The sequence below is a fragment of the Marinomonas sp. genome (genome assembly GCF_965225885.1).
GTDB lineage: Bacteria > Pseudomonadota > Gammaproteobacteria > Pseudomonadales > Marinomonadaceae > Marinomonas.
Genome location: NZ_OZ245329.1, coordinates 3212685 through 3232835, shown reverse-complemented (window position 1 = coordinate 3232835; position 20151 = coordinate 3212685). Strand labels below are relative to the sequence as shown.

The following is a 20151-nucleotide window of genomic DNA, read 5'->3' as shown; positions in this document are numbered from 1 at the left end:
GGGATAAGCATGAATACCGTTTTGTCAGCATTACCGATTTTATTATTAATTTGGGCGATGATAAAGCGTAATGCTGTGCCTTCTCATATTGCTTTACCTGTTGTGGCTGCCTTGGTTGCGTTTATTCAATTGGTGTTTTTTCAAGCCGATTTCGTTTTGTTAATTGCTAATGTTATTGCTGGCGCTTTGTCGGTTCTGACTCCTATCTCTATTGTTGCTGGTGCCATTTTATTAAATCGTGTGATGTTCTTTTCGGATGCTGAAGCGGTGTTAAGTCGCTGGCTAAAAAGCATCAGTTCTAACAAAGTGGCTCAATTGATGATTATTGGTTGGGCTTTTGCATTTATGATTGAAGGAGCGTCTGGGTTTGGTACGCCAGCAGCAATTGCTGCGCCAATATTGGTTGGTTTGGGTTTTCCGGCTATTCCGGTGGCGATTTTTACTTTAGCAATGAATACTGTTCCGGTGTCTTTTGGGGCGGTGGGTTCTCCTATCTGGTTTGGTTTATCCGGACTTGGGTTGTCAGAGATTCAGCTTATGGAGGTTGCTAAGTCAACGGCGTTATTAAATAGTTTTGCTGCCTTGCTTGTTCCTTTTATTGCTTTGTCTTTTGTGGTTGAGTGGCGTGATATTCGGCAAAATGCTTTGTTTGTTTTATTCAGTATCCTTTCTTGTACGTTGCCTTATGTTTTGTTTGCTCAGTGGAATTATGAATTCCCTTCGTTAATTGGCGGTGCCGTTGGTTTGGCAATCAGTGTTTTTCTGGCTAAGAAAGGTGTTGGGCTTTGTCACGACAAAAACGAAGTTGTACCAAATAAAACGATGAAAGCAAGCGAAGTGATAAAGGTTTTTTTGCCTTTCATCTTGTTGATTGTGATTCTGATTGTAACGCGCATCCCTCAATTGGGTATCAAAGCCTTGCTAAATGATGTGTCTGCTTTCTTTACTTGGTCGATAGGGTCGTCGGAATTTGCTGTCAGCCAGTCGCTGGTGCTGAGTTTGAGTAATATTCTTGGCACGGGGGTGAGTTGGCAATACAAAAGTTTATACGTTCCCGCATTGGTTCCTTTTTTAATTGTCGCTTTGCTTTGTATTCCTTTGTTTCGAATGTCTGGTGAGCAAGTGGCAAGGTCATTTCGGAGCACGGCGGAGCGATTACGTCTGCCAATGTTGTCTCTGATTGGTGCGTTGATTATGGTCAACTTGATGATGCAAGGCGGAAACCAAGCTCCGATGTTGTTATTGGCTCAGGCGTTTGCTGGGGTACTCGGTGATAGTTGGGGCTATGCGGCGGCGCTTCTTGGAGCGCTTGGGTCTTTCTTTTCTGGGTCGGCAACAGTGTCCAACTTAACCTTTGGTGGTATTCAATTAAGCATCGCGGAGAAAGTCGGGTTACCCGTTAGCTTAATATTGGCGTTGCAATCTGCTGGTGCGGCGATGGGCAATATGGTGTGCATTAATAATATTATTGCAGTATCGACGATTCTGGGGGTGAGTAATAAAGAAGGGTTTATTATTAAACGTACTATTATTCCGCTGGGAGCTTATGCGTTGGTGGCGGGATTGTTTTCTGTCGTAAGTTTGAATTTATAAGAGATAGCCAGATGATGTTGATTTTATCTGGCTTTTGGGTTTGCTGGGGTTGCTTTACGTTAGCTAATACCTAATCACAATAGTGTCGTTTAATGAGGATGTCATGCAATCAGTGAAAGTGGTTTTTCATATCGATGAAGTCGAAAAGTGGCCGTTGCTTCTCGCGAATGTTCGAAATCTTGTAAAGGTGGTGGATGTGACTGCTTGTAGAATTACGGTGTTGGTTAACGCAAAGGCTGTGATCATCTTTGATCAACATACTTTTAATAATCATCTTTTTGATAGAAAAGTACAGCCGAGTCATGTGGATATTATTAAGCAATTAACCTTGCAGGGTGTTGAATTTACTGTGTGCCAGAATTCATTAAGTGGATCGAATATCTCTGTCGAATCTATACCTGAATATTTAAAGGTTGTTCCTGTTGGTGTATTAGAATTGATTCAGAAGCAATCAGAAGGGTTTGCTTATATCAAACCTTAGTGATTGTCGTCTATGAAGTGTACAGCAGTGTAGAACGAAAAAGGGTCACCTAAAAGTGACCCTTTTTATATTAATGTTTTTACTGTATAGCGTTTAACTATTTGTCAGCTGCTTTTTCAGATTGTTGCTTGTCGTAACGTTTTTCCCAGAACTCAGCACCTTTGATGCCAAGGGCTTTCGGGTTAAAGGTGTATTCAGTTACACCAGACGCCTTTTGGTCTTCATAATCTTTTAGGGCTTTCATTGTAGGTCTTGCCATAAAGAAAATAGTCAGAATACCAATAATGTTTAACCAAGCCATTAAGCCTACACCAACATCACCTAGGTTCCAGATGTAACCTGCCGTGTTAACCGTACCGTAAGCCACCATGAACATGATAAGCAGTTTTACGAAGGTTAATGATACGTTGATGTTCAGCGCACGACGTAGGTAAGCAACGTTCGTTTCAGCGATGTAGTAATACGCCAAAATAGTGGTGAATGCGAAGAAGAACAATGCAATGCCTACAAAGACAGGACCTGAGCTACCAAATACGCTTGCTAATGCCATTTGAGTGAAGGCAGGAGACGCAATAATTGTAGAAGGGTCAACGTTTTGTACGATGAATTGACCGTCAGGCAGAGTGCCTTGTACATTGTATTGCTGGGTGATCAAAATCATCAGAGCAGTAGCGGTACAGATGAATAGTGTATCAACGTAAACAGAGAAGGCTTGAACAAGACCTTGTTGTGCTGGGTGTTGAACTTCTGCTGCCGCAGCTGCATGAGGTCCAGTACCTTGACCGGCTTCGTTAGAGTAAACACCGCGTTTTACACCCCAACCAATTGCCGCACCAAAACCTGCTTGTGCAGTGAAGGCATCAGAGAAGATCATGCCAAAAATACCTGGCACTTTATCAAGGTTGAGGAAAACAACGATCAACGCCATCACAATGTAACCAAGCGCCATAAATGGCACGATAATCTGAGTGAAGTTGGCGATGCGTTTGATGCCACCAAAGATTATGAATGCCAAGACAACCAAGATAACAGCCAAAGCGACTAATTTAGTTGAGCCTACGTCGCCGAATGAACTTGATACAACGACACCTTCACCGAAGATTTGCGTTACAGCATTACCAACAGAGTTTGCTTGAATGCCTGGTAAGAAAACACCACAAGCAAGAATAGAAGACAAAGCAAACAATACACCTAACCAACGCCAGCCAAGGCAGCGCTCGAAATAATACGCTGGGCCACCGCGGTATTGACCGCCTTCGCTTACTTTATAAAGCTGGCCTAAAGTCGATTCTGCATAAGCCGTGCTTGCGCCTAAGAAAGCAACGACCCACATCCAAAAAATGGCACCAGGGCCACCAAAACCAATGGCAGCAGCAACACCTGCAATGTTACCTGTACCAACGCGACCTGATAGAGACACAGCAAGTGCTTGGAAAGAAGAAATGCCTTTGTCTGAATCATTAGAGTTGAACAAAAGTGAACACATTTCTTTGAAATGACGAACTTGAGCAAAACGCGTCAATATTGAATAGAACAAGCCAGCGCCTAGGCATAGATAAATTAGGGCAGGGCTCCAAATGACTCCGTTTAAGAAATCAATGAATTCTTGCATAGATAGTCCTCGATAAGATTAGCTCTATGAGCTTTTTTAGTTGTTGTATTGATACTAGAGTGCGGCGGTTTTGGGGATAGTCGCCATTAATCTGCGGAATGTTACTGTGAAGAAAGGTAAATTGCGCATGAAAAGTGCACCGTAGTGGGGCGAATTTACCATGAAAAAACAATGAGATCCATTTGTAATATTAAGTAATGATGTATTTTTAGCGCTTAATGGCGCTAGTATGGTGCTTCAGTTTAATAGCGTTTGCTATTTTCGTGTACCTCTAGGACGGTTATGTCTCGTTTTCGTGTTCGTTATCAAACTCTTGAGTTTGATAAGACCGATATTCATGTGCGTACACTGCGTGATAATCAAGAGTTTTCAGACGATAACGATGTTGCCTTGAATTTAGGTATTTCGTCCGCGGTATGGCCTTTATTTGGTGTGATTTGGCCCTCTGGTGAAGTGCTTGCGCATCTTATGTTTGAACATAAAATTGAAGGTTTAAGAATACTGGAAGTGGGTTGTGGGATAGGGCTGGCTAGCTTGGTGCTAAATCATAGGCTTGCCAATATTACCGCAACGGACTATCACCCAGAGGTTGGAAATTTCCTGAAAGTAAATGCTCTATTGAATGGTGATCCGCCAATCCCCTTTATTAGAGCGAGCTGGCAGGATGTGGATACTGATCTGGGTAAATACGACTGCATTATCGGCAGTGATGTTTTGTATGAACGCTTTCATGTCGATTTATTATCCGCTTTTATTGAAAAGCATGCGGCGGAAAACTGCTTGGTTGTGCTGGTGGACCCAGGACGAGGTCATCATGCTCCTTTCAGTAAAAAAATGGTTTTGCTAGGTTACACCCATCATCAACGAAAACCTGATCGTACTAGCTATTTGACGCTGCCTTTTAAAGGTCAGATATTGACGTACCAAAAGGGCGCTACAGGTATTTAATGTTGTAAATGAACCTGTGTGGTAACAAAAATGCCGAGCAATAGGCTCGGCATTTTGATGTCTTTGGGAGTATTTTAATACTCGACTTTGGGTATGTCGTATTTTTTCTTGCTATAAAGCCATGTTCCTAGTAAAGGATGTGCGATTGCTTGATTTATTATCTCGATTCCGACTTTATTGCTTGGTAGTAATGAGGTGTTTTCATAAAGAAAAGTTTTTGCCGGTTTGTTTGGTTGTAATATCACCACCTGATTTCCCGTCATATAAGCTTGGTTTTGATTAAACTGCATAATTGCTCGTCCGATATAATTATCAGGCGCTTTGGTCATATCCTGTCCAATCATTGGGTGGCTTGAATCAACGCCAATTAGTGACAAAAGAGTTGGTGCTAAATCAATTTGGCTGACGATTCTGTTATCTTGTTTTGATTTAATCCCTTCACCTAAGATAAGAGCAGGAATGTGAAAGTTTGGAATAGGGACTAATTCAGAACGTCTAGTTCGAGCATCGTGATCGGCAACGACTAAGAATACTGTATTTTTCCAATAATCTTCTTTTTTTGCCAGTTCGAAAAAATGACCGACAGCGTGATCTGCATATTTAACCGCATTTTCACGCGTGTTTTTGGGCGTGTTATAGAGCTCAATTTTATTATCAGGAAACTCGTAGGGATCGTGGTTAGATGAGCTAAATACTAGACTGAAAAAAGGTTGGTCAGTTTTAGATCTTTCGACAAAATCTTGGTTTGCTTTACTGAAAAGGTCTTCATCACTAACGCCCCAAGAACCTACAAATTCTGGATTAACAAAGTCTTTTTCTTCAATAATGGAATCAAATCCATTGCCTAAGAAAAAGGATTTCATGTTGTCAAAATGAGCACCGCCACCATAAATAAAGTTACTATTATAACCGTATTGTCCCAGTAGCTTTGCTAGGGTGAAAAAATCGGTTTGTGAATTAGGTAATTTTACCGTGCTGCGTGCTGGCGTAGGAACAAACCCGGTAACGACAGCTTCGATACCTCGTACAGAGCGCGTTCCCGTTGCATACAGTTTATTAAAGGACCAACCCTCAGGTACTAGTTTATCGTACTCAGGTGTAAGAGGAAGCCCTCCTAAACTGCCTACAAACTGTGCTCCTAAACTTTCTTCTAAAATAATGACAAGGTTTTTAGGGCGATCAAAATGCTGTGTTGCTATTTGTTTATGTAAGGTTGGATAGTCAGTTGACGTGAATTGATCTTTATCTAATCTCATTGCCTTATGGATTTCAGTAATGACCTTGCCTTGCTCCATGTTTGGATAGAGCTCTAATGAGCTAACTTCATCTGCCATTTCACTAACAGCATATAATAACGAGTAGGTTGAGTTGAGCGTTAAGCCGTTCACTAAAGGATCGTTGGTGAAAGCTGTGTAGCTCGGGTTGATCGCTCTATGTTGTAGGCTTGAGCGAGCACCAAGGAAGGCAAGGACTAAAACAATAGCCATCAATACTGGTCGTTCGAACCATTTTGGCTGCGGTTTATTTGCTATGCTTTGTTTGCGGAAAAATTTATAGGCCAAAATCACAGTGCTTATGGTTATCAAGAAGGTCAAAAGCAAAGTGAGTTTGTGGCCCTCGATCAGCATAGAAAAAACTTCTTTAGGGTAGAGTAAATACTCTACAAACAGTCGATTGGGCCTTAAGCTGTATTCGTCAATAAAAGCGGGAGTGGACGCTTCCATGAAAATGACCATCACAAATGCACCAGTTAACCAGATACGCGTAAGGGCGTCCCAGACACGGTTAATATAAGGTATCCCAGAGATGAATAAGCTGATCACGGCAGGTATGCCAACAATAAAACAAATGGATGCGATATCAATACGCAAGCCAAAGCCTAATAAGGTCATCCAATCATCGGTGCTATCTATTCGCGCTGCTTGCCAAGTCATTAGAAAGAGTCGACTTAGCGTTAAACAGAATAGGGTAAGAGCAAAGAAATATAGGTAAGGTTTGAGTGGTGAACGAATACGTCTCCACACATTATTGTTTTGCGGCATCTTAGATCTCATGGATAAATTTAAGTTGGCAAATATATAGTATGAGTGGTGAAAAACAAAATAAAACTGGGTCTGAGGGCGGTGAGGTTCTTATATTGAGGGTTTTAGGTTGCGTAAATTCAGTAAGAGATGCGCGTTTCCAGCTTATTATTGAAGTGATAAGCTGGAAACGTTAGATGAGGAAAACTTTTTGAGACTTTTAGTCTTTTTTCTCTATGGTGATTTCAAGAGTCTTGCTACTTCCAGCGTACCATTTCTGCACATACAGCGTTCCCATAATTGGGGCTTTTCCTTCCTCTGGCACTTCTTGATAACGTACGCTGTTTTTGGTTTCTTTCTCGTATTCGAATGTAACGGTTGTTTTAGACATTTTGACTTCCTTAATTAGTTAGCGTCTTCGTCAGGTGTTTTTTTGAAAAATAAGCGCTTTTAAACCGCTTTCTATGTCGATATCCAAAAATTCTGGTGGATTATCAAGTCGATATTGAAATTCTAGATTGGGTGCTTCTTCACGCATACCATCAATTAAAAATTGCGCAGGAATGCTTGGGTCATTGACGCAGGCGAGAACTTGGCCGTTTTCGGTTAATAGCTCAGGTAAGCGGCGTAATATTTTTTGATAGTCTTTTGTTAAGGCAAAACTGCCACGCTGGAATGTCGGCGGGTCGATGATGATAAGATCATATTCACCATACTTTTTGATTTTTCCCCAAGATTTGAAAATATCATGAGCAAAAAATTTAACACAGTTTAAATCATGTTGGTTAAGGCGGTGATTTTCTCTGCCTCGGTTCAGAACAGCTTTTGCCATGTCTAAGTTAACCACAAAATCTGCACCGCCCGTTATGGCGGCTACCGAAAAACCACAGGTATAAGCGAATAGGTTGAGCACTCGTTTGTTCTGGCTATTTTCTTTCACCCAGCGTCGCCCGTATCTCATATCTAGGAAAAGGCCTGAATTTTGATTTTTGCCTAGATCGAGTTGAAAAAGTAGACCTTCTTCGTTAACGATTTGTTGTTCTTGATAATCTCCCCAGAGGCATTCTGTTGGGCTGCGCTCTCGGCTTCTATGCTGAAGTAATACAGATTGTGCTTTGCTAGCGCTCCATTCAGGTTTATTCGTCCAATTAATAATTTCTTTATTTAATTTATCTAATTCGTCTGATGTTGGTTCTTTGAAAAGTGATACAAGAACTTGTCCATCTAGCCAGTCGACAGTGATTTGTTCTAAACCCTCAAAGCAGCGTCCTCGCCCATGAAAAAGTCGCTGGGCGCCTTGCGGAAGTTGGCCTAGCTTGAGTAAAAACTGTTTTGTAAGTGTTGCGAGTGACTTTGTGTCCATAAAATACATATTCTGATGGTGATGAAATAGAGCATGTATTTTACTGATAACAAGCCAAGAGGCCAGAAAAAGCCAAAATTAGGTACTTAGGAAAAGAAGGGTTAGGCTGTGGTTGAAAATATTCATCGAACCTATGGCTGGCTCGATGAATATTGGGTTGTCAGTAATAGCGTTATTGACGCTTCCATCGATAGATATCAATTAACAAAAAGACGAATAAGCTAACACCCATAACCGGCAAGCTGAAAGCCAATGCAATGGTGATTAGTGTCGTGATAATTTTTTGAAGAGTAGACAGTTTAGTCCATGCCTGAAGTAAAGGCTTGGACGTCGATCCTGCTTGTGGTCGACGAATCCACCACATTCTGTAACCCCAAATAATCATGAAGCATAGAGATAAGCCAAATGCGGTTAGTATTATTTGGTTTACAACACCGAACAAAACCCCCATATGTGCATCAATTCCCCAACGGATTAGCTTAGCTACAATTGGAAACGTCGCAAAGTCTGCACGGCTAGTGACGGTCATGGTGCTTGCATCAACGGCAACGCTGTCTACCTGAGTGGGCCAAGAACGATCAATTTCACTCACTCGCCATGCTTTGTTTGTGGTTCTTGATGGTCTAATTTCCAGTTTATTTGCATCAATGCCTGCGTCCCTTGCCACTTTAAGGACACCATCAAACAATAGGTCGATATTTTCAAATTTTTCTGCAGGTGGCTTTTTCGCGGCCATATTATGGTGACTTGAATGATTAAGATGATCTGCATGCTCGTCAGACATCATAGCGTCATGGGAGCTGGGATTAAGATCTTGGTTTACCGATGGTGTTACCCAGCCAATGCCATTACGGACGGTGCTGATGTTGTTGCCAGCCCATTTTGACCAAGTTAACCCTGTAATAGAAACAAAGACCAGACCCACAAAAAGGCAAAGGCCAACCTGATAATGGCGGCGGCGCTTTCGAAGATGGTCTGTTCGGCTGGCAAATTCGGCTTTGTTTTTCTTGCCGCCTTTATACCAGAGGAAAAGCCCACCCAGTGCGGCGATCCAAAGCCATGAAGCTGCAAGCTCACTGTAATAGCGTCCGAATTCTCCCAAGAGCAATTGGCGGTGCATAAAGTCTATTGTCGTTCTAAGTGGCAATACACCGCTTGTCCCGTAAACAGGTAAGTTGCCTTTAACCTCAAGTGTGACTGGGTCAACGAATATTGCTCTAGCGCCAGAGTGTCCTGCGCTTGAATCTAAGAACATAACGCGTGTGGTATCGCCTTGCTCTGGCGCTGGGCGAACAGCGAATAAGGTTAAATCACTTGTTAACTGTGATTTTGCTGCTGCAATTTGTTGAGAGAGAGGCTGATTCTCGCCCATGCTTTGCGTTGTTAGAACATCTTTGTAGATGGTGTTTTCAATTTGTGGCGTGATCACATAGAGTGTTCCTGTGAGAGCCGCCACAAAGATAAAAGGGCCAATGAAAAGACCAATGTAAAAATGCAGTCGTGTTATTAACAGTAGCAAGGCATTTGAAGAAGATTCAGATGCCTTGTAATTAGATTTTGTCGACATAGTAATTTCTCGTCTTATAGAAAAGGGCAAAACAACGCCTCTGAGTGACAATCTCACTTTTCTATCATCATGAAAGACGCGCACAAAAATATCTGATCAATGGAGAGTCAGAATAGGTTGTGTCGTATGTATTTGTTTAAGTTAAACGAAAATGACGGGTGGCGCTCTGGGCAGAACGGAGGTGAAGAGCACAAGATATTTGTGCGAAATCGTTGTCGTGACTATGTTTGGGTAACGACTTTGTGTTAGTGGAATAAGTTCAAAGCTTTTGGTGTCAATCCAATTTAAATGGAAGAGCAGGGAGCAATAACCGCAGGCTTCTAATAGATTGGCGCTTTCGCCGTGGGCGTGATGTCCGTGGTGGCTAATATGAGCTGAGCTTGCCTTTTTTTGCTTACGGTTCGCTTGCTCGGAAAGCATTTTTGCATGGTCGTGCCCTGTCATCGCCATAGCTTCCATATCCATGCTTCCCATCGACATTTGCATCGTGGTCGGCTGGGCTGAAAGCGCATTGCTTACTTGAGAGAACAGTGGGCCAAAATAAATAAGAAAAACGGCAAAAAGACAAACGCACACGGCGAACAGTGTGCGTTTATTTTGATGACTTTTTAATTGAGGGCTTTTTAATTGAAAGTGCACTGCGTTTGTCTTATTTTGCGATCAGCAATGACGATTAGCTTTTAAGATCTGCAGCATGTTCTTCTGCTGAAGAAACAATGCATTCACCAGCAAGATTAGGTGCAACACCAACAGAGAAACCATCGCCTTGCATGCCTGGTAGCCACTTTTCGGCCCAATCTGCTGCGTTAATTTCTAGGCTATTGAATCCTTGATAATCTTTTTCGCCCCAAGCTGCTGCTAAGGTTTCAGCTGGCCAAATGGGTAATACTTTGTCGCTACCAAGATCTATGATCAAACAGCCTTCAGCGTCAGCAAGTGTCCAAATAGAGGCGCCTTTTTTTACAAGGTTCAAGACATGGTCATAACGCTCGCTGCTAGGTAAGCGGTAGAAAGTATCATCAAGAAGGATTGTATTTGACATGAATTTGACTCGGGTTGGTAAAAAAGCGCATCTTAACACATTGACTAAAAAGAGTGATCAACTCAATCACTCAATTTATCCATGTGTTATAGAAGTCTAATAAAAAGCCTTATGCGAAAAGAGCATTAAGCTCTTTTAAATGCTGTTCTTTGTGATGATCTTCCATCCAACTACCGATGATGCCGTTTTTAGCGAGTTGAAATAGCTCTTCTTTGCTGATGCCAGTATTCGCTATTAACGATAGGTAGTTGTCATTCATGTAACCACCAAAATAGGCAGGGTCATCAGAATTAACCGTCGCATTTAGGCCGAGCGCCAACATGTTTTTTATTGGATGATCTTTCATGTCATTAACGACACAAAGTTTTAAATTAGAAAGCGGGCAAACCGTTAGTGTCAGACCGCGTTGCTTGATTGCTTCAATAAGCTTGTCGTCTTCAAGCGCTCTATTGCCGTGATCAATTCTGTCGACACCGATTTGGTCTATGGCTTGCCAAACGTAATCTGGTGGTCCTTCTTCGCCTGCGTGAGCGGTTATTTTTAGCCCTAGATTTTTGCATTCTTCAAAGACACGTAAGAATTTTTCTGGTGGATGTCCCACTTCTGAGCTGTCTAGTCCAATACCGTCAATCCATTTTAGATGAGGCTTGGCCAATTCAAGAGTTTCAAACGCGCTTTCTTCGCTTAGGTGCCTTAGGAAAGACATAATGAGTTTGGAGGTCATGCCCCATTTTTTCTCTGCGTCTTGAAGGGCGTCATAGATACCTTTGATTTGAACGTCGAAGCTAACGCCGCGCGATAAGTGACCTTGAGGATCAAAGAAAATCTCTACATGAACGACGTTTTCACTGTGAACTTTTTCTAAATACGCCATGGTGAGGTCATAAAAATCGGCTTCATGAAGAAGTACTGACATGCCTTGATAATAAAGGTCTAGAAAATCTTGTAGATTGGTGAATTGATAGGCCGCTTTCAAAGCGTCTACCGTACTGTATTTCAACTCAACCTGATTACGTTGCGCTATGGCAAACATCTGCTCTGGCTCAAAGGTGCCTTCAATATGTAAGTGAAGTTCCGTCTTGGGCATTTTCTTTGATAGTTCGATTAATGTTTCCATAGATTTACCTTTTTGTTGCTATGCCTTGGATTCTTAAATATAGCGATAATAGCGAAGATGAAAAAGAATGGCTGGCAGTGTTTTAGGATGGTTGCTAAAAAAACAGGAGAATATACAGCCAGCAGGGCTGGCCGTATATAAAAAGTTCAAACTATAGTAAACGCTGATTTAGCGAGGAATTTCGTCAGTAATACCTTCAACATACCAATTAACTTGAGCAAGCTCTTGGTCTGTTAACGAATGGTTAGCAGGAACCGCGATATTGCCTTTGTTATCTTTGATCGGGCCGGTGAAGGGTTTGAATTCGCCGGACTTGATTGATGCTAAGGTGGCATCAATTTTAGAGCGAACATCTTTAGGAAGGTTTGGGTTAATTGAAGCTAGCGTTAGCATGTCATCGTGAAATCCACCCCAGAAATCTTGAGATTTCCAAGTGCCATCCATAACCGCCTGTACTTCTTTGATGTAGTAAGGTGTCCAATTATCACGAACAGAAAAGATGTGTGCGTTAGGAGCAAACTTGCTTTGGTCGGACGCTTGACCAATTGCGCGCAAGCCACGTTTTTCAGCAGCAATAAGTGGAGCAGGGCTGTCTGTGTGCTGTAGCATGACGTCTACGCCTTGGTCCATTAGCGCGTTTTCAGCATCGGTTTCTTTACCTGGATCGTACCAAGTATTGGCCCAAACAATCTTCATTTTTACGTCAGGGTTAACGCTTTTGGCGCCCATGTAAGCGGCGTTGATGTCACGGATAACTTCAGGGATTGGGAAAGAGCCGATGTAACCAATGGTGTTGGTTTTTGTCATCATGCCAGCAGTAACGCCAGAAATGTAACGACCTTCATAAGTACGAAGAACATAAGTGCCTAAGTTTTTAGACAGTTTGTAGCCTGTTGCATGTTCAAATGTCACGTTAGGGAAACGCTTCGCCACTTTCACTGTTGGGTTCATAAAGCCAAAAGACGTTGTGAATATTAGGTCATTTCCTGCTTTTGCCAATTGTGTAATAACTCGCTCAGCATCCGCGCCCTCAGGTACGTTCTCAACGTAAGTTGTTTTGACTTTATCGCCGAAATACTCTTCTAGACCTTTACGGCCCATGTCATGCTCGTAGCTCCAGCCTAAATCGCCCACTGGTCCAACATAGACAAAACCCACTTTCAATGGTTCTTCTGCTTGAGCAAAACTTGCTCCGGCTAAAAGCCCTAGACTTACTAATAAACTTTTCAGTTTCATTGCTTGCTCCTTTTGTGCCCGATAAAGGGCGTTTTATTTAATGTTATAAAAAATGCTTTAGATCAGGCCATTTGCCTTGGGTCGAATGGTTTTCCTAATGATCTAGGGGCCAATAATTTCTCTTTAAACTTGTCTGCGCTGATAATCACCATCACGACAACCGTTGCCACGTAAGGCAACATGGCGAGTAAGTTTGGTGAAATAGACCAGCCCAAACCTTGAAGAACCAAATGCATAATACTGGCCAATCCGAATAAATAAGCGCCAAGCATGATTCGTCCAACGCGCCATGAAGCAAAAACAACCAAGGCAAGGGCGATCCAGCCTCGTCCAGCTGTCATATTTTCTACCCACATTGGCGTGTAAACCAAGGACATGTAAGCGCCAGAAATGCCAGCCATTACACCACCAAACATAACGGCTAGATAGCGCACTCTGAGTACTTTTATGCCAATGGCGTTGGCGGCATGTGGGTTTTCTCCAACGGCTTTAAGGGTGAGACCGATGCGGGTTTTATTGACCACAAACATGAGTGCAAATGTCATTACAAAAGACGAATACACTAAGATGTCATGACTAAACAAAATTTTGCCAATAAAAGGAATATCAGACAACAAAGGAAGAGTGATAGGTTGGAAGCCTTGAATTGTCTGTCCAACCACACCTGAACCAATAAAGGCGCTCAAACCAGTGCCAAAAATGGTTAAGGCAAGCCCCGTTGCCACTTGGTTTGCGCCAAGGTGAAGGACGAGAACCGCGAAAATCAAGCTCATTAAGCCACCCATTATCATAGCGGCCAGAACGCCTAAACCCGCACTGCCTGTGCCGTAAGCAGCTAAAAAACCAACCACAGCTCCCATCAGCATCATGCCTTCTTGGCCTAGGTTTAACACGCCTGATTTTTCGCAAATCACTTCGCCTAAGGCTATGAAAAGCAGAGGGGTGCCGGTTTTAACAGCGGCAAACAATATTTGTACGATTAGATCTGAGTCCAAAATAATCTCCTAGTTTGTCGCTTGGTTAGAAAAGGCGAGACGGTTGTTAATGAAAAAATCGCAGGCCAAAAGAAAGAACAATAGAACGCCTTGGAACATACTGACCACAGCAACAGGAATGCCCATTTCAATTTGAGCTAAGTCTCCGCCCATATAAAGTACCGCCATAAAAACTGCCGCTAGGATAGCGCCAAGAGGGTGTAATCTGCCCAGATAAGCCACGATAATGGCCGAGTAACCATAGCCTGGTGACACATTGGGAACTAATTGTCCTATCGGTCCTGTGGTTTCACTGACTCCTGCTAGCCCAGCTAAAGCGCCAGCAAATAGCATGACAAACCAGCTGAGTTTTTTACTGCTGAAACCGGCGTATCTTGCTGCTGGTTCGTCGGCACCGAAAACGCGAATTTGAAAGCCGAGATGGGATTTGCTCAAAATAAACCAAGCAATAAAAGCAGAGATAATTGCGAAAACAATTCCAAGATGAATTCGGCTGCTCTCAAATAAAGTTGGTAATAACGTCGAGTCTGCAAACATCGCAGACTCGGGGAAGCCAAAGCCTTCAGGATCTCGCAAAGGTCCGTGCACGGCCCAAATAAGCAGATACAGCGCGATGTAGTTAAACATAATAGTGGTTAAAATTAAGTTCGAGTTAAAACGTAACTTTAAAAAGGTCGGAATAGCCGACCAGATCATGCCAGAAACTATGCCTGCTAATAAAGTGATGGGAAGGGCGAACGCGGATTCTGAGTCGATAAAATAAAGCGCCATCGCAGAACCGCCTAATGCGCCGGCAAGTAGCTGTCCTTCTGCACCGATATTCCACATGTTGGCCCGATAACATAAAGATAAACCAACGGCACAAAGCAGAAGCGGCCCCATTTTGACGAACATTTCACCAATGTTGTAACTGTCTGCCAATGGCGCAATCAGTAACACATGCAAGGCTTGAGAGGGTGACTTCCCTATGGCTGAAAAAAGAATGCAGCCGAAAATTAACGTTAAGGTGATAGCAAGTAACGGAGAGGCTACTTTCATTAATGAACTTGGCTCGGTACGAGCTTGAATACGGATCATGCCTTAGCCTCTTGTTCTTGAGTGTGAGCCGACGTGTTATTGATGAAAGTCCCCGCCATCCATTGTCCTATTTGGTCTATATTAGTCGTTTCTGTTCTGACCACAGGCGATAAGTGGCCATTGCAAACTGCGGCCATGCGGTCTGCTAGCAAAAACAGTTCGTCTATGTCTTCAGAGACAAGCAGAATAGCGGCACCTTGATCACGAAGCTCCAATAGTGCCTGATGAATGGCAAGAGCAGCGCCAACGTCTACGCCCCAGGTTGGGTGAGCACAGATAAGCACTTTGGGATTTTGTCCTATCTCTCGTCCCATAATAAATTTTTGTAAGTTGCCACCACTTAAGCTTTTGGCTTCTGAAAATTCACCATGGCATTTGACTTTATATTTAGCGATGAGGGCAGCGGTGTATTCTTTGATATTTTGCCATTCGACAAGGCCATTTTTAACAAATCCATCGCTGTGAGTTAGCAGCGTATTTTCGGTCAAACTCATGTCGGGTACCGCGCCGCGGCCTAGGCGCTCTTCAGGCACATAGGCCATGCCCAACTTACGACGTTCTCCTGCATGTAAATGACCAATGTCTAAATTGTCGAGTGACAGACTGTTTTTTACATTACGCTCATCTTCACCACTGATAATCGCCATCAATTCGTCTTGACCATTACCTGCAACACCAGCAATGCCTAGAATTTCACCAGACTTTAATTCGAAATTAATGTTCTTAAGTGATGTTCCAAAAGGTTGCTTAGCTGGAAGAGATAAATCTGCAATATTAAACGCGCGTTCTGTGCCTTCTTTTTTTGCGTAGCCTGCATCTTGCTCAGCAAGATCTCCAACCATCATTTTGGCTATAGAAGCTGGCGTTTCCTCGTTTGGAACACAAGTGTCGACCACTTTCCCGCCGCGCAAAATGGTTGCTTTGTGGCAGATCTCCGTCACTTCATGGAGTTTATGACTGATAAATAAAATGCTGCAGCCTTCTTCGGAGAGTGTACGCAAGACGCCAAATAATCCAGAAACTTCTTGCGGGGTGAGTACCGAAGTGGGTTCGTCCAATATAAGTAGTTTCACCGACTGAACAAGACAGCGCATAATTTCAACGCGCTGTCTTTCACCAATGGAAAGTGAGTGGACATATCGGCTTGGGTTAACGTTTAAACCATATTCTTCGGAAAGCTGAGTAATTCTTGCGGCTAAATCCCCAATTTTATGTAATTGGATTTTACTTAAACACAGTTCAATATTCTGGCTAACGGTCAGCGTTTCAAATAGAGAGAAGTGCTGAAAGACCATGCCAATGCCTAAATCACGAGCAATCGATGGGGATTTGATACTGACTTCTTTGCCGTCCCAGATGATATCGCCTTTATCAGGAGCTACGACACCATAAATGGTTTTTACCAAGGTGCTTTTTCCAGCGCCGTTTTCTCCTAACAAAGCGTGAATTTCACCTGGCATCAAAGTAATGCTTATGTTGTCGTTGGCAAGGCAGCCTGGGTATTGTTTGGTAATGTTGGCAAGCTCAAGGCGTGATACCAAATTGTGTTTTTTCAATGTTCCGGCACCTTATTTATAAAAATGGACGAAAGAACGCACGTTATTTATCAATTACGTGTTCATGCTTACTGTTTTTATCACAAGGCATTCGTGCACTAATATCGACCTTGTTGTGTTCTTTTTTGGTGCAAAAATCAATCCATCTTGGATTTATCTGACCGATTAGTTAATTTTTTTAGTTAACTGCTAAATTATTACATTATACTTATCAATATTCGTGCCAAAGGAGTACCTCGAAGACGGAGCGTAGAATACGAAAATTTAAGCTTTTTGTCTTTAATCGATGATTGTTTTCTAAGGATAATCTTTCCATCGGACATTCATCGGACATTCATAGTATGAACTTTGTGTTCGATGCTCGAATTTCTAGGAAATGAAGTTGATATTCTGTAGAATATTTCGTTTAGCCTCAGCATTTTAGAAGCCATGTTTTATGGAAGATGTAGCGATTCAAGCTTGATTATTTTTAATGCAGACAAATAAGTGCGGGATATTGTGTTTTCATCGATAAAAAGAATCATTGATAAGTGGTTGAATATTGGTTTTGAGGAAGAGTTTGAAAATGACTTAAATCAGAAACATGTAGTGAATTTTTCTTACATGATGTTCTGTTTGAGTTCTTTACTCATGGTTGTAGTGTTTTCTTTACGTGAGATATCCTCGGTCGCTATTTTTTCCTTGATTGGCTTGCTAATAGGTTTAGTTGGTTTGCGTTGCAACTTTATTGGCCATTTCTCTCGTGCTCAACTTCTAATGCCTGTTCTAAAAATTTCACAGGTTTCCATTCTTAGTTTGTTTTACTTTGGCACTAACAGTGGTTTTCATTGGCTTTTTGTTAATGTCATCGCTTACTCATTTGTAGTGTTTCGGGCGGATCAGCGTTTTGTTAAATTTTGGATGGTGTGCGCTTCTATTGCATTATTTCTGCTATGTGAACTTTTAGACACGAGAGGACTTTATTTAACTTCGTTTGATCAAGGTGTGGTCGTTATTTTTGTATTCCTCGCGCTTTCGTTTAATTTTGCCATGGTCATTAATCTTGTGATGAATCGATTAAAATCGGTGAACCGTCATTTGAGAACTTTGGCTGAAATGGATGAATTAACGGGGCTTTCAAACCGGAGAAAAGTACTGGCAGATGCCGTGAATATTTTTGCTGATTCCGTCATTAATCGCGACTCTTGTGTGTTTGCGATTGTCGATTTAGATCACTTTAAAAAAATTAACGATACATTTGGACACGAGGCTGGAGATTTGGTTTTGGCTAAGGTGTCCGCCATGATGGCATCTGTAATACGCCCCCAAGATGAAATAGGTCGTTATGGTGGTGAGGAATTTATTGTCATTATGCCTAGTACTTCATTAAAGCAAGCAGAAATGATAATGGAAAGTATGAGGCAGGCAGTAGAAAATATGCTGATAGAGACGGAGCATGGTATTGTTATTCCAGTTACCGTTAGTATTGGTGTTGCCTGTATTGCTTCAAGTGTTACGCGTTATGAGGAAATTTTAGCTCAAGCAGACAAAGGTTTGTATGTCGCTAAACGAAATGGCCGAAACCGCGTTTCTGTGCAATCTGACTATCAAAATTAAATATATTTACTTCTCCGTATTGACATATGAGTTGTCCACTTTCTCTGTGGATAAACTTGTTGGCTAATCCAATTTTCCTTTATTTTTCGTGGTGAGGCTCATTTGCTCCAGATACTATTTCGTTCAGTTGACTATTGGATTGTTGAAAAGCCTGCTGGTATGAGCTTTCATGCTGAGTCTGAAGAATTAGGGGTAATGCAATCCTTAACTGCTTCTTATCCAGAGCAAACTTTTTATCCTGTTCATCGTTTGGATAAAATGACATCGGGTTTGCTGATAGTGGCTTGTCATGCATCAGCCGCTGCAGAATTTGGAAAAATGTTTGAAAACCATGAGATGGAAAAGCGCTATTTGGCTTTGTCGGCTAAAAAGCCTAAAAAGAAGCAAGGAACCATTGTTGGCGGGATGGTGCCAAGTCGAAGAGGTCAGTGGAAACTTACCCAAGATAAAGAAAATTTAGCCATTACGCAGTTTTTTTCTATTTCTTTTCAAAGGTTTAGAGTGTTTATTGTGAGGCCTTTAACCGGTAAAACTCACCAAATTCGAGTTACATTAAAGAGTTTAGGGTCGCCTATTTTAGGAGACATTAGGTACAGTGGAGAAGAAGCTGATAGAGGGTATTTGCATGCTTACTCTTTGCGGTTTAATTGGCAAGGTGAGGTGAAGAGTTATCTCAGCTTTCCTGCATATGGGGAACATTTTTCGTCCGAGTTGTCTGATTTTGTGGCGACTCAATTTGATGAATCTGTATTAAAATGGCCCTCTAAAAAGTAATTAATATGACTCAGCAGTTGCTATATCTGACTGAGAAGGAATTTGAATGAAAAATGTTTTGGTTTACTGTCGTCAAGGCTTTGAAAAAGATTGTGCGGCGGAACTGTCAGAAGTGGCTAGTAGCAAAGGTTTTTATGGCTACGCCAAGGTCGTTCCTGATGCGGGTTACATTGTGTATAACTTTGATCAGGCCGATGCTGGTGAAGCATTGATCCAGCAGTTGAATTTTAATCGTTTGATTTTTGCTCGCCAGATTATCGCGGTGAATGACGTGATTGAATTAGAGCAAGGTGGCCGGGTTGAATCCTTACTTGAGGCGGCTCGTGAGTTGCCATTAGCAGAAGAAATTTGGATTGAAACGGCTGACACTAATGACGCCAAAGCGTTATCTGGTTTAATAAAAAAACTGGAAAAACCTTTGCGAGAAGGTTGGAAAAAATCCGGCGTATTGCGTAATAAGGCAGTAGGTGTTCGACATCATGTTTTTATGTTGGATGGTGAAGCAGCGTATTTGGGCGTGTCTTATGCGGCCTGTCGTAGTGAATTTCCTATGGGAATTCGTCGTTTGCGTTTTCCAGCCGCAGGTCCAAGTCGTTCAACGCTTAAATTGGAAGAGGCTTTTCTGCAATTTGTTCCAGAGCGTAGGCGTGAAGAAGATTTAACCGAAGGTATGACGGCTGTTGATCTTGGTGCCGCACCAGGTGGTTGGACGTATCAATTTGTTAAAAAAGGCATCCATGTTATTGCTATTGATAATGGTCCAATGCAAAAAGAATTGATGTCTACAGGCTTGGTCGAGCATGAGAAGGCGGATGGCTTCAAGTATGAGCCGCCTTACACGGTAGATTGGTTGGTTTGCGATATGGTTGAGCGTCCAATCAAGGTCGCAGAATTGATGGCTAAATGGCTGGCGAGTGGTTGGACAAGAAGGGCTATTTTCAACCTTAAATTACCCATGAAAAAACGTTATCAAGAAGTGACTTTATGTCTGCAAACCATAGAAGACTTGCTGAGAAAAGCGGGCGTAAGTTATCAGTATCAAGTAAAGCATCTTTATCATGATCGAGAAGAAGTGACAGTTTGTGTCATGGTTAAATAATTTTTAGACTTGCCAATTCTTGATTTACTAAAAAGCCCGATAAACATCGATTATCGGGCTTTTTGTTTTTGAAT

Annotated in this window: 18 protein-coding genes; 6 read left to right on the top strand and 12 right to left on the bottom strand. The window is 42.1% G+C overall.

Annotation, left to right across the window (positions count from 1 at the left end; all coding sequences use genetic code 11):
- The first annotated feature begins 9 nt into the window (after window positions 1-9).
- Together ACO05V_RS15365 and ACO05V_RS15360 are read left to right on the top strand one after the other, a co-directional pair.
- Entirely contained in the window at window positions 10-1593 is a 1584-nt protein-coding gene (locus ACO05V_RS15365; protein ID WP_421853323.1) for an L-lactate permease, read from the top strand.
- 103 nt (window positions 1594-1696) lie between these two features.
- Complete coding sequence (locus ACO05V_RS15360; protein ID WP_421853320.1) at window positions 1697-2074, top strand: DsrE family protein; 378 nt, start codon at window positions 1697-1699, stop codon at window positions 2072-2074.
- A gap of 97 nt (window positions 2075-2171) precedes the next feature.
- Here ACO05V_RS15360 and ACO05V_RS15355 read toward each other — a convergent pair whose 3' ends face one another.
- Complete coding sequence (locus tag ACO05V_RS15355) at window positions 2172-3686, bottom strand: alanine/glycine:cation symporter family protein (RefSeq protein WP_421853317.1); 1515 nt, start codon at window positions 3684-3686, stop codon at window positions 2172-2174.
- Between the two features lie 282 nt (window positions 3687-3968).
- Between ACO05V_RS15355 and ACO05V_RS15350 the strand changes: the two genes are divergently transcribed.
- A complete protein-coding gene (locus tag ACO05V_RS15350) occupies window positions 3969-4634 on the top strand; it encodes a class I SAM-dependent methyltransferase (RefSeq protein ID WP_421853314.1) in 666 nt (221 codons plus the stop codon).
- A 74-nt stretch (window positions 4635-4708) separates the two neighbouring features.
- Here ACO05V_RS15350 and ACO05V_RS15345 read toward each other — a convergent pair whose 3' ends face one another.
- The 11 genes from ACO05V_RS15345 to ACO05V_RS15295 all read right to left on the bottom strand — a co-directional run bounded on the left by ACO05V_RS15345 (window position 4709) and on the right by ACO05V_RS15295 (window position 16608).
- The gene (locus tag ACO05V_RS15345; RefSeq protein WP_421853311.1) at window positions 4709-6568 is read right to left on the bottom strand and encodes an LTA synthase family protein; all 1860 of its coding nucleotides are present in this window, start codon (window positions 6566-6568) and stop codon (window positions 4709-4711) included.
- A 307-nt stretch (window positions 6569-6875) separates the two neighbouring features.
- Complete coding sequence (locus ACO05V_RS15340) at window positions 6876-7046, bottom strand: hypothetical protein (protein ID WP_421853308.1); 171 nt, start codon at window positions 7044-7046, stop codon at window positions 6876-6878.
- 30 nt (window positions 7047-7076) lie between these two features.
- Window positions 7077-8018 carry a class I SAM-dependent methyltransferase gene (locus ACO05V_RS15335; RefSeq protein ID WP_421853305.1) on the bottom strand — a complete coding sequence of 314 codons (942 nt, stop codon included), beginning with the start codon at window positions 8016-8018 and terminating at the stop codon, window positions 7077-7079.
- A gap of 172 nt (window positions 8019-8190) precedes the next feature.
- Window positions 8191-9585 (bottom strand): PepSY-associated TM helix domain-containing protein, encoded by a 1395-nt coding sequence (locus ACO05V_RS15330; RefSeq protein ID WP_421853302.1) that lies wholly within the window; start codon window positions 9583-9585, stop codon window positions 8191-8193.
- Window positions 9586-9726: 141 nt separating this feature from the next.
- Window positions 9727-10224, bottom strand: a complete 498-nt coding sequence (locus ACO05V_RS15325; protein ID WP_421853299.1) for a DUF2946 domain-containing protein — start codon at window positions 10222-10224, stop codon at window positions 9727-9729.
- A gap of 34 nt (window positions 10225-10258) precedes the next feature.
- Complete coding sequence (locus ACO05V_RS15320) at window positions 10259-10627, bottom strand: DUF2750 domain-containing protein (protein WP_421853296.1); 369 nt, start codon at window positions 10625-10627, stop codon at window positions 10259-10261.
- Between the two features lie 109 nt (window positions 10628-10736).
- Window positions 10737-11744: an adenosine deaminase gene (locus ACO05V_RS15315; RefSeq protein WP_421853292.1), complete on the bottom strand. Its 1008-nt coding sequence runs from the start codon at window positions 11742-11744 to the stop codon at window positions 10737-10739.
- A 168-nt stretch (window positions 11745-11912) separates the two neighbouring features.
- Window positions 11913-12980 carry a BMP family ABC transporter substrate-binding protein gene (locus ACO05V_RS15310; protein WP_421853289.1) on the bottom strand — a complete coding sequence of 356 codons (1068 nt, stop codon included), beginning with the start codon at window positions 12978-12980 and terminating at the stop codon, window positions 11913-11915.
- Between the two features lie 62 nt (window positions 12981-13042).
- A complete protein-coding gene (locus ACO05V_RS15305) occupies window positions 13043-13975 on the bottom strand; it encodes an ABC transporter permease (protein ID WP_421853286.1) in 933 nt (310 codons plus the stop codon).
- Window positions 13976-13984: 9 nt separating this feature from the next.
- Window positions 13985-15052 carry an ABC transporter permease gene (locus tag ACO05V_RS15300; RefSeq protein ID WP_421853283.1) on the bottom strand — a complete coding sequence of 356 codons (1068 nt, stop codon included), beginning with the start codon at window positions 15050-15052 and terminating at the stop codon, window positions 13985-13987.
- Window positions 15049-16608, bottom strand: a complete 1560-nt coding sequence (locus tag ACO05V_RS15295; RefSeq protein WP_421853280.1) for an ABC transporter ATP-binding protein — start codon at window positions 16606-16608, stop codon at window positions 15049-15051. Before ACO05V_RS15295 ends, ACO05V_RS15300 begins: the two co-directional genes overlap by 4 nt.
- A gap of 498 nt (window positions 16609-17106) precedes the next feature.
- Between ACO05V_RS15295 and ACO05V_RS15290 the strand changes: the two genes are divergently transcribed.
- The 3 genes from ACO05V_RS15290 (at window position 17107) to rlmM (ending at window position 20077) form a co-directional block, all read left to right on the top strand.
- The gene (locus ACO05V_RS15290; protein ID WP_421853277.1) at window positions 17107-18204 is read left to right on the top strand and encodes a GGDEF domain-containing protein; all 1098 of its coding nucleotides are present in this window, start codon (window positions 17107-17109) and stop codon (window positions 18202-18204) included.
- Between the two features lie 102 nt (window positions 18205-18306).
- Entirely contained in the window at window positions 18307-18978 is a 672-nt protein-coding gene (locus ACO05V_RS15285) for a TIGR01621 family pseudouridine synthase (RefSeq protein ID WP_421853274.1), read from the top strand.
- Between the two features lie 46 nt (window positions 18979-19024).
- On the top strand, window positions 19025-20077 hold the full coding sequence (gene rlmM / locus ACO05V_RS15280; protein WP_421853271.1) for a 23S rRNA (cytidine(2498)-2'-O)-methyltransferase RlmM: 1053 nt from the start codon (window positions 19025-19027) through the stop codon (window positions 20075-20077).
- Window positions 20078-20151: the final 74 nt, after the last annotated feature.

Coding starts and splice junctions, on each gene's coding strand:
- ACO05V_RS15365 (WP_421853323.1), top strand. CDS start 10: ATGAATACCGTTTTGTCAGCATTACCGATTTTATTATTAATTTGGGCG.
- ACO05V_RS15360 (WP_421853320.1), top strand. CDS start 1,697: ATGCAATCAGTGAAAGTGGTTTTTCATATCGATGAAGTCGAAAAGTGG.
- ACO05V_RS15355 (WP_421853317.1), bottom strand. CDS start 3,686: ATGCAAGAATTCATTGATTTCTTAAACGGAGTCATTTGGAGCCCTGCC.
- ACO05V_RS15350 (WP_421853314.1), top strand. CDS start 3,969: ATGTCTCGTTTTCGTGTTCGTTATCAAACTCTTGAGTTTGATAAGACC.
- ACO05V_RS15345 (WP_421853311.1), bottom strand. CDS start 6,568: ATGACTTGGCAAGCAGCGCGAATAGATAGCACCGATGATTGGATGACC.
- ACO05V_RS15340 (WP_421853308.1), bottom strand. CDS start 7,046: ATGTCTAAAACAACCGTTACATTCGAATACGAGAAAGAAACCAAAAAC.
- ACO05V_RS15335 (WP_421853305.1), bottom strand. CDS start 8,018: ATGGACACAAAGTCACTCGCAACACTTACAAAACAGTTTTTACTCAAG.
- ACO05V_RS15330 (WP_421853302.1), bottom strand. CDS start 9,585: ATGTCGACAAAATCTAATTACAAGGCATCTGAATCTTCTTCAAATGCC.
- ACO05V_RS15320 (WP_421853296.1), bottom strand. CDS start 10,627: ATGTCAAATACAATCCTTCTTGATGATACTTTCTACCGCTTACCTAGC.
- ACO05V_RS15315 (WP_421853292.1), bottom strand. CDS start 11,744: ATGGAAACATTAATCGAACTATCAAAGAAAATGCCCAAGACGGAACTT.
- ACO05V_RS15310 (WP_421853289.1), bottom strand. CDS start 12,980: ATGAAACTGAAAAGTTTATTAGTAAGTCTAGGGCTTTTAGCCGGAGCA.
- ACO05V_RS15300 (WP_421853283.1), bottom strand. CDS start 15,052: ATGATCCGTATTCAAGCTCGTACCGAGCCAAGTTCATTAATGAAAGTA.
- rlmM (WP_421853271.1), top strand. CDS start 19,025: ATGAAAAATGTTTTGGTTTACTGTCGTCAAGGCTTTGAAAAAGATTGT.